The sequence below is a fragment of the Paenibacillus sp. J22P169 genome (assembly GCF_059691995.1).
Genome location: NZ_JCAUAO010000003.1, coordinates 121,114 through 137,234, shown reverse-complemented (window position 1 = coordinate 137,234; position 16,121 = coordinate 121,114). Strand labels below are relative to the sequence as shown.

General features: G+C 47.3%; 16 protein-coding genes. All 16 read right to left on the bottom strand.

Going from position 1 to position 16,121, the window contains the following annotated elements:
- A complete protein-coding gene (locus tag AC58QG_RS18480) occupies positions 1-864 on the bottom strand; it encodes a fumarylacetoacetate hydrolase family protein (protein ID WP_497363598.1) in 864 nt (287 codons plus the stop codon).
- A gap of 23 nt (positions 865-887) precedes the next feature.
- On the bottom strand, positions 888-3,128 hold the full coding sequence (locus AC58QG_RS18475) for an RIFT barrel domain-containing protein (protein ID WP_497363597.1): 2,241 nt from the start codon (positions 3,126-3,128) through the stop codon (positions 888-890).
- A gap of 18 nt (positions 3,129-3,146) precedes the next feature.
- Positions 3,147-4,580 carry a sulfatase family protein gene (locus AC58QG_RS18470; protein WP_497363596.1) on the bottom strand — a complete coding sequence of 478 codons (1,434 nt, stop codon included), beginning with the start codon at positions 4,578-4,580 and terminating at the stop codon, positions 3,147-3,149.
- Complete coding sequence (locus AC58QG_RS18465; RefSeq protein WP_497363595.1) at positions 4,577-5,734, bottom strand: oligogalacturonate lyase family protein; 1,158 nt, start codon at positions 5,732-5,734, stop codon at positions 4,577-4,579. The genes AC58QG_RS18470 and AC58QG_RS18465 overlap by 4 nt, the downstream gene beginning before the upstream one ends.
- Before the next feature lie 19 nt (positions 5,735-5,753).
- Positions 5,754-6,671 carry an aldose epimerase family protein gene (locus AC58QG_RS18460; RefSeq protein ID WP_497363594.1) on the bottom strand — a complete coding sequence of 306 codons (918 nt, stop codon included), beginning with the start codon at positions 6,669-6,671 and terminating at the stop codon, positions 5,754-5,756.
- The gene (locus AC58QG_RS18455; protein WP_497363593.1) at positions 6,668-6,925 is read right to left on the bottom strand and encodes a YciI family protein; all 258 of its coding nucleotides are present in this window, start codon (positions 6,923-6,925) and stop codon (positions 6,668-6,670) included. The genes AC58QG_RS18460 and AC58QG_RS18455 overlap by 4 nt, the downstream gene beginning before the upstream one ends.
- Positions 6,922-7,689: an SDR family NAD(P)-dependent oxidoreductase gene (locus tag AC58QG_RS18450; protein WP_497363592.1), complete on the bottom strand. Its 768-nt coding sequence runs from the start codon at positions 7,687-7,689 to the stop codon at positions 6,922-6,924. The genes AC58QG_RS18455 and AC58QG_RS18450 overlap by 4 nt, the downstream gene beginning before the upstream one ends.
- Before the next feature lie 17 nt (positions 7,690-7,706).
- The gene (locus AC58QG_RS18445; RefSeq protein ID WP_497363591.1) at positions 7,707-8,723 is read right to left on the bottom strand and encodes a zinc-dependent alcohol dehydrogenase; all 1,017 of its coding nucleotides are present in this window, start codon (positions 8,721-8,723) and stop codon (positions 7,707-7,709) included.
- Positions 8,724-8,728: 5 nt separating this feature from the next.
- Positions 8,729-9,697 (bottom strand): C-terminal binding protein, encoded by a 969-nt coding sequence (locus tag AC58QG_RS18440; protein ID WP_497363590.1) that lies wholly within the window; start codon positions 9,695-9,697, stop codon positions 8,729-8,731.
- Entirely contained in the window at positions 9,694-10,479 is a 786-nt protein-coding gene (locus AC58QG_RS18435; protein WP_497363589.1) for a creatininase family protein, read from the bottom strand. The genes AC58QG_RS18440 and AC58QG_RS18435 overlap by 4 nt, the downstream gene beginning before the upstream one ends.
- A 75-nt stretch (positions 10,480-10,554) precedes the next feature.
- Complete coding sequence (locus tag AC58QG_RS18430) at positions 10,555-11,862, bottom strand: aspartate aminotransferase family protein (RefSeq protein WP_497363588.1); 1,308 nt, start codon at positions 11,860-11,862, stop codon at positions 10,555-10,557.
- The gene (locus AC58QG_RS18425; RefSeq protein WP_497363587.1) at positions 11,859-13,337 is read right to left on the bottom strand and encodes a M81 family metallopeptidase; all 1,479 of its coding nucleotides are present in this window, start codon (positions 13,335-13,337) and stop codon (positions 11,859-11,861) included. Before AC58QG_RS18425 ends, AC58QG_RS18430 begins: the two co-directional genes overlap by 4 nt.
- A gap of 21 nt (positions 13,338-13,358) precedes the next feature.
- Positions 13,359-14,201, bottom strand: a complete 843-nt coding sequence (locus AC58QG_RS18420) for an SMP-30/gluconolactonase/LRE family protein (protein WP_497363586.1) — start codon at positions 14,199-14,201, stop codon at positions 13,359-13,361.
- 27 nt (positions 14,202-14,228) lie between these two features.
- Complete coding sequence (locus AC58QG_RS18415; RefSeq protein WP_497363585.1) at positions 14,229-14,996, bottom strand: IclR family transcriptional regulator; 768 nt, start codon at positions 14,994-14,996, stop codon at positions 14,229-14,231.
- A 121-nt stretch (positions 14,997-15,117) separates the two neighbouring features.
- A complete protein-coding gene (locus tag AC58QG_RS18410) occupies positions 15,118-15,720 on the bottom strand; it encodes a carbohydrate-binding family 9-like protein (protein WP_497363584.1) in 603 nt (200 codons plus the stop codon).
- Positions 15,721-15,736: 16 nt separating this feature from the next.
- Positions 15,737-16,108, bottom strand: a complete 372-nt coding sequence (locus tag AC58QG_RS18405; RefSeq protein ID WP_497363583.1) for a RidA family protein — start codon at positions 16,106-16,108, stop codon at positions 15,737-15,739.
- Between the last annotated feature and the right edge of the window lie 13 nt (positions 16,109-16,121).

Here is a 16,121-nt window from a genome sequence, read left to right as displayed (position 1 = left end):
TTAGCAATCTGCTACAAACGTATTTCGTAGTGTACCAATTCCCTCAACCGTCGCTTCAACAACATCACCAGGCTTCAACCATACCTGAGGCTTCTTGCCCATTCCGACTCCCGGTGGTGTTCCCGTACTGATGATATCACCTGGTTGAAGCGTAATCGTATTAGAAAGAAACGAGATTAAATGCGGAACATCGAAAATCAATTCCTTTGTGTTCGAATTCTGCATCACTTGTCCGTTCAACGTAAGTGAGATGTTCAGTTTTCCTGGGTTTTCAATCTCATCTGCGGTAACAATCCACGGACCTGTCGGTGCGAACCCGTCTATGGCTTTTCCACGCGTCCATTGTGGTTCGTTCAGCTGAATATCGCGGGCACTGACATCATTCAACACCGTATAACCGAAAACGTAATCCATCGCCTCTTCTTTGGATACCCTTTTCGCCGTTTTACCAATGACGACTGCAAGTTCAACCTCGTAATCACATTGAGAAACTTCGCTCGGGATCGTAACGAAATCTTCGTGTCCGGTTAAACAGTTGTTGTACTTTGGAAAAAGCACAGGAACCTTCGGTACCTGCATATTGGATTCAATGACATGGTCATGATAGTTGAGTCCGATACAAATAATTTTCTCTGGGTCTGTCAGAGGTGAAGCTAGTTTAACATCCTCCAAAGCATGAACAGCACCATTTTCCGCAAGTGAACTGAGGTATTCTTCGGCACTCTTACCAGATATAGCAAGCCCCCGAATCACATCACGTGAACTGCCAGATACATTCAATGCTTGAATGGTGTTCTCACCTTTTACAACTCCGACTTGCAACTTATCTGAGTCCTGCTTTGTGTAAAATTGCAGTAATTTCATCCTATTTTGTCTCCTCTATTTGTTTATTTAATATCTCGATGCATGCCAACCTTTAAGATTGTTTGGTAGTAATAGAAAATTGGGTAGTAATATTGCGCAAACTTCTTCGGACTATCTCCCCAGAAAATGAGGGCATCACCAGAGATTTCTCTACCTTCTCCCTCACCCCCACGGATATCAATGCCTTCGCGGAACGTAGCTCGACCCGCTTCCAGAAACTTCACTTCGCCGGTAAATTCATAGGCATAGGACAACGCCTCTAGACAGATCGGATTGCTGTGCAGTTTCTGTGTACTAGGTAACTCTTTATAGTAAAATAAGCCCGTTTCTTTCACATAACAATGCTCCAGATAATCGTCCATCACGTCCACGATCATTTGCTTAATTCTTTCTTGTGGGCGGATTTTATAGTAGCGCATCAAGCTGTTGACCGCGACGCAAATCATGAAGCCTGACCGGTAAACCGTGTGATCCGTAGCAGGGGACAAGAATGTGCCGAATTTATTTTTCCACGTTTCAAAATGGTCGACAATGCGATCTGCAGCTTCCAGCCATTTCTCTTCATAGGTTTCATTGTATAAGGCTGCGAGACTGCGAAGCGCCCAACCACTTTCTCTAGCGGCAATGCCTCCCTCACCTTGGTAACGAGGCGTACTAAGGATCAGCCTGACATTGTCACCAATACCAATGGCTGCCGCAAGCGCGGATTGTTCGCCAGTCATGTGATAATAATCAAGGAGGCCTTCGACCCACTCGTGACATATTTTAACGACTCCTGTTACATGATTAGCTGAGTGCATGATTTGCCCATTTTGACGCAAAGGATCCTCGCTATAATGGCAAATATCTACATCCATCCAGTGTTCAGCGCCTCGCAGCATGTAATCATAGAATCTGCGTCTTCCGGTTCTCGCGAACAAATGCATCATCGCATGCGGAAGGTCATACTCGTTGTTCACCCAAACCCAATCACCGCCGCCTCTGCCTTGGAACGTATAGTTCTTGTCAGGCGCATCTCCCCAATGCAGCATGCCAAAGGTTTTCGCTCGACCGTCCGCCATTCGATAAAATCCACGCTCGACCCAGTCGATGAATTGATCGCCTGGGATGGCCTCGATAATACCCGCCTGCTCATAGGCTCCACGCTCAAGTACAGGATGATCCGGCATCTGCATTTGCAGACTACGTACGTTAACCTGCTCCAGTGTCTCCTCCGCTCCATGCACATGCAGGAAAAACCGATGTGTTTTGGCCATCCCCTGCATTATGGTGATAGGATGTCCCGCAGGGATAATGCCCACGTTAATTTCTTCGGATGTCACATCCAGAGATTTAGGCAAGTTTTGTGGTGCCTGGAACAACGTAACACTAATTCCACCATGATTTTGTTCATGGATATCTGCCCAGAATGTACCGCAAAATGTTTCCGGTATGTCTTCGATAAACTCTTTTTTCAGAGATTCGGCCGTAAAGGCATACGACAAACGATCTCCTTTTACTCCGCTCTTAGACAACCTTTTATCCGCTCCAAAACGACTGATTCCTAATCGAAGCTGTTCGGATTGCAGAATGTCCTGCGCAGATTGAATACGCAGCTCGGCAGCATGAATCACTTGCTCCTTGTCCGACTCCTTGTTAATAATCTGATAATCGACCATCAACCACGGTTTTCCGGCAAACGCATAGACCCGGACAACAAAATCGAACCAGCGATTCTCGTCAGCACTGAGATGCTTCCCTTTCGCTTCAACCGAGCACCGAACAGGCCCTGCTTCGAGAACGCGCCAGCCATCAGCGGAAATTTCACCTACATACTCCTGGTTTGATGCATCTCGAAGCGACGGACCTACTACGCTATGCGTCGGAAAGCCATCCTTGCGCTTCAACGACTTGAATATGCCTGTTTCGCCCGGAGCTGACAACTCAGCTTGCAGCGCACCTGTCGTGATCACAAGCGATCCATTGCGTTGCTCAAGCCCAACTGGTTCCGATGGCGAAACCGTTTCATGATCCGTTGAGATTATGAATGACTTTCCAAGATTAGCCGGAAGATCCGCAAGGAAGTGCAGCAGCAGCCACTTCACAGAGCCATCCGGCCACGTTGCCGTTACTCGGGACTGCGTCGGTACGACCTCGTTGCCGTCTAGAACAGAGACTTTTGAGCTGTCAGACAAAATCCCTTCCGCAAAAGGAACAGCAATCGTGCTTGGTTCTTCATGGCGCGGAAACTTAGAAAGCTTCTCAAAACTCAATGAAATGTTCATCGTATTCTCCTTCTTCCTCTAATTCTTAATACTCATCCTCATCTGCTTATACTCATCGTCAATTCTCTTCCGTTCAGGATGGGTTTCTACCGTCGTTCTTTGTTTAAGCAAGCTCTGGCATTCCAACATATGCTCAATCAGTTTGCTTTTCAGATCACTCTTTATGCCAAACAAAGTATCATCCTTCGATCTATTCGTAATCTCTTGTGGATCTTCCTGTACATCAAACAGTTCTTCGCCACCAGAAATATAATGAACATATTTATATCTACCGTCATACACCATGGAGCGTCCCAGGAATTCACTAAAAACATAATTATTAATGGGCTTCTCAGGGTTCTCGATTAATGCCATTAAGCTTTTCCCTTGAACCGTTTTCGGTTTGGGAGCCTGACAAATATCCAAGAACATCGGCATCAGATTAACCGTGCTTACCAGGGAATCGCATGTGCTGCCTTTCGAGACACCCGGTCCATACACAAGAAGTGGAACTTTGACCATCGATTCGTAAAAGAAATATTTATAGGATAAACCATGGTCACCTAGCGCATCGCCATGATCGCTTGTAAACACGATATACGTATCTTCCAGCACGCCTTTTTCCCGTAATACATCTATCATCTTGCCAATGCCTTCATCGATTAGGGAGATTGTCGCATAGTAATGCTTCCGCCATCTTCTAATTTGCTCGGGAGTTGCCTTCGTAGGATCAATTCTGAAAACCGAATTATTCTCCGTATCCCTGCAGAACGCCAATTGTTCTTCTAACATATAGTTTGCTTCTACAGAACCTTGAATCGGCTCAGGAATGTCGCATTCTTCATACATATCCTTCATTTCTGCAGGCGGGTCGTAGGGATCGTGCGGGCTTGGAAAACTAACCCAAACAGCAAAAGGCTCATCACCATTCGTTCCCAGCCATTGTGCCGCGCTTTCTGCAACAAATACATCTGGGTGAAACTTCTTTTCATGAATAAAATAAGGCGCTCCGAGTGATTCCTGGTATTCAGGAAACTCAACCGGGCTCGAACGATCCAACCCGTTGTGTTTAAGAAATGTATAGTGGTCATCTGGCAAATAAAAATGCCGTTTATCCTCACAAATAATTCTCTCTTTAAAACCGCCTAGTTGATCCCATGGGGTAAAATGCATTTTGCCAATCGCAGCCGTTTGATAGCCTTCCCTGCCAACAATCTCCGGCCATACCGGTGTTCCTTCAGGAAGATTGGTATCGTTGGATAATGTCCCGACGACAGAAGGATACTGCCCACACATCATGGCTGACCGGCTGGGTCCGCATACTGGAGCTGTCACGTAACAGTTGTTAAATACCATGCCATTATTAGCAATCCAATCCAAATTGGGCGTTTTCATAAAATCCAACCCATAACATGGCAGTGAATCCTGTCTTTGTTGATCCGTTGTAATAAACAATAAGTTCTTTTTTTTCATTTTACATTTACCTCCGTTACATACAGCTGTATCGTTCCGCTTCGGTCGGAGGCGAATAAAATGCTGTCAGCCTTCCAGCTGAACGTCGGATGGCAATGCGACATCTGGGATCCCCATGAGGTGTGGTGCGTACATAAGGTTTCTAGCTCCGTTTGACCGTTGTTCAATGCAATCAGGACTATATCATCGACTTCATCCCCGACCAGTAGGCTGTTATCGTTATTGGCATGATAATGATTGCAGTAATGCGGCATTGGGATCGTCTTGAGCACTTCGCCCTTCTCATCAGCCAACCCGATATATGGCGTTTGCCCGCTTTCCTCCGCAACGATCGTAGCCTGCGTTCGCTTCGAGGTAATGGTGCCATCATGCCCTTTTCTGCGATTATCGAAGAAAATTAATCCGTCTCGCGTCCAAAACTCATGTCCTACGGAGTCGTCCTCCTCCTGCCTGAAGCAAGGAGTTACTTTACCCGAGGAAACTTCCAGCAGCCAGATACGTTGATGAACTTGGTTCCATGGACCCTCATGACAGAACATAGCAAGATCGCTGTTATGAGGGGAAAATTGAAAATGCCCCAGCCAGTGTGTGTCTTCAAAAGCATTATAGACCTTGGAACCATCCAAATGGGCAATCGTGACAAAGCCCCGTTTGATCGCGTACATCGTCTCCTTGAAGCCGGCGTAATTGTTGCCATATGTAATGGAGACATCCTCGTTGCGGCAAAAGCCAACTAGCTTTTTATCGGGACTTATAAAAGGTGACCATAACGTCATACCCTCGGTTTCTTCGTACACAACGGTTATCTCTCCCGTTCGGGTATCCACCTTTTTGATCTTGTTGCCTGTAATATAGACTAACAGCTCGCTGTCTGGTGTCTTCGTGCTGAAGCCGGTATAGCCGACGCCTTCGGGCTCGTCAGTCAACTGTGTGATTAGACCTGAGGCCAGATCCATCTTGAAAAAGTTGTACAGCCCTCGGTCACTTCCGCGATCGGAGAGAAAGTAAATTTCCTCATCCCCTAACGAAAAGGAATTATCCGTAAAATAAAGATGAACATTGTTGGAGGAGCCTTCGGTCAGCTGCCACACTTGTTTTCCCGTTTTTTCATCGTGGTACGACTTCTTTTCCGATGGATATACTTTACCTATCAATGGGTTCACTCTCCTAGATCTAGCTGATTTCCAAAGTTAACTCCCACTCATTGACGCCGCCGCCCGGCAATACCATGCAGCTGTCCCATGCATGAGCGATGCTCACATTATCCAAATACCCTGTCGCTGGCTCCAACGCAAGGTGATAATGATCATTCCAACCGCCGCCATTCATCCAAAAGGCCAAATAAGGGATCGTTTTTACATCAAAAATAAGTTTAAATTGTTCTCCAGTAGCTTCCTCGACAACGGAGCACCAGCCCTCTTGGAGGGGGGCCTTTACATAAAACTTATCGGCAACGCCGGAATTGCGGGCAGGCATCTTATCGATTTCTACGTTGGTCCCGTCCTCGCCGATAAATGCTGGCCATGCATGTTCCATGCCCCATTGTCCCAAACGCTGATCTAACGAAACGGTCGTTATGATTTGGTCAACAGATGGCGGCAAACAGATGCGCATAGATTCCGTAGCAGCAATGATCGGATGTGGAGCCCACAAATAAGGCATATCATGCTCACACAAATTGGTTAAACGATAAGAAAAATGTATCTGACTATCTTTCAAAACGATCTTTTTCTCCAGTCGGTAAGGCAGTTCACGTCCTTGAACAACACCCTGCATCTCTAGGTCGGAAACTTTGTTACACGCCCACGGCAATGCCCATACTTCTCCGTGATCGGGAATTTGGACGTGTTTCCATGGATCAACCGGATAGGAACAGCTATCTATGCTTGGAAATAACTCATCCCAACCGCATCGATCCCATTTCTCCCACAAGCTGCCATAGCGAGGCTCACGAAACTCTCCCCTTCCTTCAGGTCGATCCATCCATTGCTTTCCCGTCTTTTTATTGATGAGCGAACAGATTTTAGTTCCGAGTGCAGGAATGATGTCAATCAACAGATACTCATTTTCCAAGCGGATTTGTTCCATCATACAATGAGCAGTTCGTGGAACTCGCATGAGCGCGCACCATGGATAACGAACGGGTCTTGAGAGGCAAGTATTTCAGCTTCTTCCAAAGAATTAGCGTTGTAAATCACCATGCCACCGGCGCCGTCTACAAAACGAGCTTTAAGATAGATGGAGCCCTTCTTTTCCAGATCCTCCAAATACGCCAAGTGTGCTGGGCGATGGAGTCGATTCTTTTCCTCATCAAGCATAGGTAAAATCGCGATGTACTGTTTCATAGCTCAGCCAACATCCCTCCGTCTATAACTACACCCGTGCCAATCATAAATCGCGCCTCGTCGCTTGCCATGAAGCAAATGAGATTGGCAACTTCCTCAGGTTTTCCGATTCGTCCAAGCGGCTGGGCATCTTTCCATTCCTCATTTAGATCAGCGCCATGCAATCCGCCCAATTCCGCATATCGATTCAACATGCCCGTATCTGTCGCGCCGGGAAGAACCGCGTTGACGCGAATTCCTTTTTTGGCATAATCGATCGCCATACTTCTGGTCAAAGCCATCAACCCGCCCTTTGAAGCCGCATAAGCTGCATAGTTTGAAATTGTTGCTTGCGCGTGAACAGAAGCGACGTTAATAATGACGCCTCCACCACTGTTGATCATGTGTGGAATGCCGTATTTTCCTAACAAGAAAGCGGATGTTAAATTCACATTGATCGTGTTGTGCCACTCCTCCTCGGACAAATCGACAACACTAAGCAACGATTCAATCGCAGCGCTATGGACAATGCCATCCAGCCTGCCAAAGGTATCAACCGCAGTCTGGATCACCCTTTGTATATCGTTAGACTGTCCCACATCGGTTTTGACAAAAATAGCTTTTCCTGCCGAGCCTTCCATCTGCTCCAGCGTTTCCATGGCGTTCTTTTCAGAACGGTTGGCTATAACGACATTTGCCCCTTCTTGGGCCAAACGCAGGGAAGTGGCTCGGCCAATGCCGGTTCCGCCGCCGGTAACAATGAAAACCTTTTTCTCAAATCGCATGGTATCGCCCTCCTTATTTAAGGATGTAAAGTAATTTTGCTGAATTCGGTTTTACCTTCTACTAAAGCTCGAAAAATGTCAGCTCCATCTGACAAATTGCGTCTCGCCAGCCAACCTTCCGTTCTGATTTTCCCGCTGACCAGCATCTGAACCGCATGTTTAAAATCCGCATCGGTATAGGAATAGGAACCAAGGATGTTAACCTCTTGGCGGACAAGATGATTCATTTTCATGGGAGATTCATCGCTTCCCAAGCCAACGAGCACGATGTTTCCGCCAGGATTAATCAGTTGCAGCGCTTGCTGTCTCACGGCGGTAGCACCGACGCAATCTATAATCGTATCGATTCCCCGCTGAGCGAACAGCTCCGCCACTTTGCTTTCCACTTGTTCAGGCGTCGCAATCTCAGCACCTAGAAGCTTGACATGATTAAGCCGCACTTCCTGCCGATCTACAACCAACACTTTATTAGCCCCCATATTCAAGGCCGCCTGCAAAGTCAGCAAGCCTATCGTCCCGGCTCCATAAATAATGAGATCATCCAAGTACGGAAGACCGAGCTTAATCGCATGGATGCATACGGCTAGCGGCTCAGCCAACGAGGCGACAGCGGCGTCCATTTCTTTGGGCACGGAGTACAGGCTATTCAAAGGTACGGCCACATACCCAGCGAAAGCACCCGGCCGATGAATGCCTATCAGTTCACGGTGACGACATAGATTGCGCCTGCCGATTAAGCAACGGTCGCAAGCGCCGCAAGAGATCAGCGGATTGGCTACAACTTTATCTCCAATGGAAAAACCTGCATTTGCACCAGCTGTTCCATTATGTGTGTCAATAATCGTGCCGCAAAATTCATGCCCCATAATTAACGGTGGAATTCTGACACTGCTATGGCCCAGATAGCCTTCCAATTCGCTACCGCAAATCCCTGCGGCCTCGACTTTGATGATGGCCTCTCCTGGAAGCGCGCGCGGATCTTCCATGTCCTCCAGACTTAATTGCCTCGGTCCGTTATATACCAGCGTCTTCATGCGGATTATACCTCCACACCATTGACGATATGCTTCGGACGCTCTCCGTTAAATATGCGTTGTACTTCCAAAGCAGCGTGACGCTGCAGTCGGTTTAATGAACTTTCCGAATACCAAGCGCAATGGCTTGTAATCAAGCACTGCTCTAATTTCAACAGAGGACTGTCCAGCGCAACCGGTTGCTGCTCCAGCACATCGAGGGCTGCACCAGCTATTTGGTTACTCGTTAGCGCTTCAATCAGGCTTTCGGTGTGAATGACCGCTCCTCTGGACGTATTGATCAGATAAGCCGTTGATTTCATACGCTCAAAGGCATCTCGATTGAAAATATGCTTCGTATCCGACGTTAAAGGAAGATGAACGGAGATCATATCGCTTTGTTCCAGCAATTGATGCCAATCGACCTTTTGCGTGTTCATTTGCTCAAAAACAGGCTGCTGCACATATGGATCGTAGCCGATCGTGTTGATACCGAAGCTCTGCGCTCGCTTTGCCACATCTTTCCCGATATTGCCGAAGCCGGCAATACCTAACGTTTTCCCTTGAAGTCCCATAAGAGGACGGCACGGCGTTATTTGCCATACGCCACGGCGTACTTGGGCAACAATTTGTGGAATTTTACGGACGCTCGAAAGCAGCAAGGACATGGCATGATCGGCGACTTCCCCCGTCCCATAGTCCGGAACGTTGACAACAGGAATATTTCTGGCCTTGGCCGCTTCAATGTCCACATTGTCGACACCGACGCCGTATCGGACGATGATTTTACAGCGCTCCAGGCTGTCGATGACTTCCTTCGTAATCGGTGCTCTTTCCGTAATAATCGCATCCGCCTGTTTCGCTATTTGCAGCACTTCATCTGGCGTTTTGCATTGACCCGAAAGGAGTTCGACACCCATTGGCAACAAGACATCCTCTTCTTGCTTTAAATCCGGAAACCCATAATCCGTCACTACTACCGTGTATGTTGTCATCCCTTACACTCCTTTTCCATTGTCGCATAGCAATCTACGAACCACTGAGCCACACCATCTACGATTGCAGCTAAATATGACTGTCCTTGCTCGGCGGATGCGGCCTCACTGCTATCTGTAAACCCATCAGCACCGGTTAACTTGCCATGACAGCCGATAAAAGTGCCAGCTCGCGCACCAAATATCCAATCCAGCTCGGGATGCTCCTGCGGAATGAGATCCTTACGAACAAGTCGCTCATCAAGCGCTAGCATCAGCGAAGTTTCAAAACGACCGGCATGCCCTGCCACCATCCCCCGATTTTCTTCCCGAGCAGCTGTAATTGCTTGCCCAGCTGCGTTCCAATAGGAAGCGGAAGCGACCCACACCGGATATTGGACAGCTAAGTCCTGTGCCGCCTGGTTCATCATGTTGGCATTGCCGCCATGCGAATTAATGAAAATGATCTTGCGGAATCCGTCCTTGATTAAGCTTTCTCCGATTTCCTTGAGCATCCGTAAGTACGTTTCCGAGGAAAACGAGAGCGTGCCGCCAAAGGCAAGATGATGACTGGAGCAGCCGATCGACAATTGCGGAGTCAGCAGCAGCTTCGCTTTTCCTTCTGCTGTCGCTTTACGCACAGCCTCTGTGCTCACATGCTCGCAAATCAGGCTATCGGTATAGACACTAAGGTGCTTTCCGTGCTGCTCCGTTGCCGCTAGCGGCACAACTGCGGCGTAACCGGCCCTTGCGCATTCCGTAATTTCTTCCCGGGTCAAATGGTGAAATAGGAATGTATCCATAGCATGAACCTCCATTTATGGTATTTAGCCTATCTTTCATCCCTTTAATTATAAATAAAACCATTATATGTAATATTATAAATGAGCTAACACGCGATCCATTGCAAGCAATGTCTCTTTAATATCAGATCTACTGTGTGCCGTGGAAATGTACCAAAGACCATTCGGACGGAGTAATACACCTTCGTCCAGCATTAATTCCGCGAAGCGGCTATATTTGGCTGAGTCGCGTTTATTGAACGTATCGAAGTCGTTAACTTCCACGGCATCAATAAACATCATGTGAAGCACAGGCCCGATTTGGTTGACTACACCAGAGATACCATGCCTGCCCAGCAAAACGCGTATTCCGGTAGCAAGCTCAATAAATAACGCTTCCATTTGTTCATAAGCAGCACCGTTGTCTTGCGCGAGGTGGCTAATTGTAGAGATGGCTGCTGCGGTAGACACACAGTTTCCGTTCAGTGTACCCAGATGGCTTACTTTACCATCATCCACGAGCTTCATAATCTCAGATTTACCGGCCACAGCACTGATGGCGATGCCGCCGCCCATCGCTTTGCCGATAACGACCAAGTCAGGTAGGATACCAAATCTTCCGTGAGCCCCTCCCAAGCTAAGTCTAAACCCGGTAATAACTTCATCCATAATCATGACGATATGGAGCTCTTCGGTCAGCTTGCGGATCAACTCTAGATAGCCTGGCTTAGGCTGGATACAGCCGGAATTGCACATGACCGGCTCCGTAATGACAGCTGCGATTTCATGACCGCGGGTGCGGAGCACCGATTCTAAGGCAACAGGATCATTCCAAGGAAGTAGGATGATATCATCCAGACTGTTTTCGCTTTGTCCGAATGTACCAGGGGGGATTTTAGACGCTTTGTCGTCAGAAGCTTTTTGACTCATGTCCGAGCTGGGAAAAGAGGTGAAGATCGAATCCGACCAACCATGGTAATGTCCATGGAAGCGCACGACCTTTGTTTTGTTCGTGAATGCACGAGACAATCGCAGCGCCAGCATAACAGCTTCAGTCCCGGAACCGCTAAGCGATACTTTCTCTGCACAAGGAAGGACCCGTGTCAGCATATCAGCAAGCTGAATTTCACCATCATGCTGAAGCCCGTAGGTAGATCCATTGAGCAAGGCTTGATGGATACTTTCAGTTAGACCGTCATGCGCATGCCCCAGAATGAGTGGGCCGTAAGCAAGCAAGTAATCAATATAGGCATTGCCATCCACATCTCGGATGCGTGCACCTTTCGCTGACCCTGCATACAAGGGAGTTGGTTTCATCGATGCACGCAAAGAGCTGGCTACACCGCCTGCAAGATGTTGTTTAGCTGCTTGATACTTAGCAATGGATTTGTCATAAGTTCTCATTGGGATGCCTCCTTGTAAGACATGGAATCGAGCGGATATATAGGGCGTGTTACATGTACATACTGAAAGTGGAAGAGATTTTCTCCACAACAGCCTGGCGTATCGACCTGTATGATTTTTTTGCACATGGTGCCAAAAGCGGTTTTCCACGCAATGGCCGATTTCACGACGATGGCATGAAAGTCTTCTGGACGTAAACCTACCGACGTGACATGACCAAGATCCCAAGGTGCTGTACGTTTTTCTGTTAAAATAACGGTTAGATTTCCAGCTTCGATGACAGCTGTTTTCCCCATATCTGCCCATTGTCCAGTCATATAAGGACCAATATGCGTATATTTACCATCAAACAAAAGACGGATAACACCTGTAATTGGGATCGGCTCACCATTCAATTTATCGCTTTTACCACCAATTGCTGCATCAAAAACAGCACCAGCACCTTGTCGATGGGCATATTGGGCAGCTTCTGTATCGCGAATCACAATGAGGCATTTTTTCGGTGCGTTGATAAGATGCTTCAATACGTTTGTTGCATCCGCTGGAGCGCCTCCTCCTACATTATCTGCACCTTCTACGAGGATGACCGGTCCATGCTCTTCGGCAAAAGCCATCGCAACAGCTTCAGCGGCCGGGTATCCATTGCTTTGTAGCTTATCACGGAGTTCCCATGCCAGTAGGCTAAGTTCTTCCGCATATTGGTCGGCAAGCGATTGATCGTTATTCGTCGTTACTACAAAAGAAACGCCAGTATCAGGGACATCGCTGTAGGGAAAGCCACCAGCTACGGTAACATTGAGCACCTTCGGATCACGTTCAATGGCGAACGCACGTTCCATTATATCTTGCATAGGACCTGCTACGTCGGTCAGCATCACCTGCGGCACAAGGAGTAGACGAGGTTGAACAAAGGAACTCATGGGCTTGATCTTTCCGCGAATCGTCTCCGCTAATAAATGAACGGCCTCCACCGCTCTTTCATGGGCATCTACATGCGGATAGGTGTCATAACCTACAAGGATGTCGACGTGATCCACCAGTTGAGCGCTGATATTGGCATGCAGATCCAGTGTTACTGCTATGGGTTTGGAGAGACCTGCCTTTTCTCGGATGCGGCGAACGAGTTCACCCTCTATATCTGGATATCCTTCGGCTACCATTGCGCCATGCAGAATGGCAACGATTCCATCAGCTGATAAATCAATAGAGGAAACCACTGAATCGAACAGAGCCTCCACTGTTCTACGGCTGACCATTCCGCTTGGAGCTGCCGCGGTGTACAAGCCGCATACTAAATCCGCTTTCTCCAATCGAGCCCCATCGATAACGCCACCCATGGATGTTCGCGTATGCTCATATCTTTGATGAAAAAGATCGTTACCTTGAATCCATTCCGGAGCAAAATCGTCCATTTCGGTCATACCTGGTGCAAACGTGTTCGTTTCATGAAAAATGCCGACAATTGCTAGCTTCATATATGATCTCCTTCCATTAGCTCAATCCTCTTGGAGTAACTGCCAGCACCTACCGGGAAGATCTGATCGAAATACTTGGATATTGCCTACATCAGCAACTGTCACAAAACACGTGCGCCCGTCAGGCCCGCCAAAAGTCAGGTTGGTGCAGTCTTTGCCCGACAATGGGACTTCCAGAAGTATCTCGCCGCTAGTTGAAATTTTGGCAATACTGCCTTTTCCATGACGGGTTACATATAAATTTCCAGCGATGTCGCAACGCATCCCATCCAAACCGAAATCAGGGAATTCGATAAGGAGCCGTTTATTGCTTATTTGATAGTCCGCAGATAGATCGTAGGCCCAAATTCGGCGCTGCCTGGTTTCATTGACATAAAGCGTCTTCTCATCTGGACTGACTTCTATTCCGTTGGTAGTTCCCATGTTGGCTTCCAATAGAGCGGCTTTACCACTTGTATCCACGCGCCAGAGTTGTCCCGTGGAGTCTTTCCAATTCGGGTCGCTAGCAAAAATAACCCCGCTTGAAGTAATCGCAAGATCATTCGGTTGATTCATCGCCGGTTCATGAACATAGACGGAGATTTGGCGCGTTGCAATATCGACTTTGAGAATATTATGGCCGGTATGATCCGCAATGAACATGTCTCCTAGCCGATTCGTACGGATCCCGCAGCCAGTGCTTCCATCTGCCAATTCAAGAAATATGGAGCATTCGGCTGCAGGCGTTACCTTGCCAATTGTATGTCTACGGGCAAAATTCACAGCATACAAATTGCCTTCTCGATCGCAAGCAGGTCCTTCAATGCTCTTGGTGAAACCAAAGGGTTCTGTAAAAGACCGACTAATAAAATTGGAATCACTCATCGAGGGAAGCTTCCTTTCCATTCAAAGTTACCGATATACTTTTTGACTTAGTTCTTCGCAAGCCCGCTTGATCCATACATGCACTTTATCCCAGATCTCTTCCGTAATACGCACCTCAGGAACAGATATGCTTATAGAAGCTACCGTTCTGTTAGCAGCATCAACGACAGCCCCTGCGACACAATGCACGCCGAGCACCGTTTCACCTAGGTTGTAACCAATCCCTTGCGTTTTTACTTTTTCTAATTCCAGTTGTAACTGCTTGAAAGAGGAAATCGTTTTACTTGTCACTTGTTCCAGCTTTTCTTGCGGATAAAGCGTGTGCAATTCCTCTTCCGTGAAGTCGGCAAGCAGAATTTTACCGGATGCAGTCGCATGCAAGGGAAATACATCATTCTGATTGGGCGTAAACCGCAAGGCCTGACTGCTTATCTTCTCTCCAAGATACAGCAGCTGGTTCCCGCTTCTCACGGATAAACTAACTGTTTCATTTAAATCCTCCGAGATCTTATCGGCAATTTGATAAAACTCGCCAGTTAAACTCGTATTCTGAATATAACGATTGCGAATCGTAAACAATTTATATCCAATACGGAATTGCTTTCCGGACTTGTCAGTCTCAAGGTACCCACGGCTCAACATGTTCTGTAAAATGAGGTAGGTGCTGCTTGCAGGCATATTTAAATTTTTGGCAATTTCCGATAAATTATAGGAATCGGTCCCTCCGGTGAATAACTCAAATATGTCCAATACCCGGTCTGCTGATTTGACTTTATGCGCTTGATTTTTTTCCAATTCGCAAATCCCCCTTTGAAATCATTTCACATATATGAAATATCTCTATTCATTGTAGCTTATTGGATTGCTTATGTCTATTTCAAAAATAGTAAGATACCGCTTTCATTCACTCTTCGGTTCACTCAAAAACAAGCATTCCGAATTTCGCCGGAACATGGAAATTCCTCTGTGCTCCAGTTGGCGACCAAGACCAATAATGGCGCTGGCCTGTGGGATCTTCATCAATTCGGTAAAGATTGATTCTCCAGGTCATGCCTGGAGCAGGAGATGGGTCGAAAGAAGCGACAGGAAGCGCCATGTCATACACGGCCTTTCCCTCTTCTGGCCACGTTACCTGAGTCAGTAATCCGTCTAAGTTCCAGCTAACATCGACCTTCTGTTTCTGTCCCTCTTCTTTATCAATGAGGGCATCGAAGACAACGCCACGGGGACTCAGCTCGAATTCTTTATAAAACCTACCCTTACCGCTCTCATCAATGAAGATTTCTACGACATCTTCCTTATATATGGGGTCGTCCCGATTCTCATACGTGGCAACGATATGATCGTCGGAGCATTCGAAGCGCACATGAATATAGCTATCGGTGCGGCAGATTTTCACGGTTGTGTTTAAACGCGCCTCTTCTCCGGTTACGGTATCAACAAGCGGTATGCTCCCTATTTCCTCCCAGCGCACTTCGGTTCCACTCTGATGGATGCAGTTGTATACGTACGCAACCATGGGCTTCTTCTCTCCCTTATTTCCGAATCTGGGCGATGACATCAATTTCAACGAGCAGGTCATAATTCAAGTCACAATAGACAGCTGTACGGCTAGGAAACGGGCTGGTGAAGAATCGTCTGTAAATGTTATTGAATTCCTCATACAACTTCCTATCGCTCAAATAAATATTACATTTCACCACATCGTCCAAAGTAAGACCAGCAGCAGCGAGAATCTGCTTAATGTTATCCATCGTCTGAACGGTTTGCGATTCCAGATCACTGCCAACTACGGAGCCTGTCAGAGGATCAAGACCACCTTGCCCCGATACGAATACCAATGAATCCGTTTGAATAGCTGCAGAGATCGGTTTGCTGCTGCTTGAACCCATTACCTCAGTTCGCATAAGTAGACCTCCA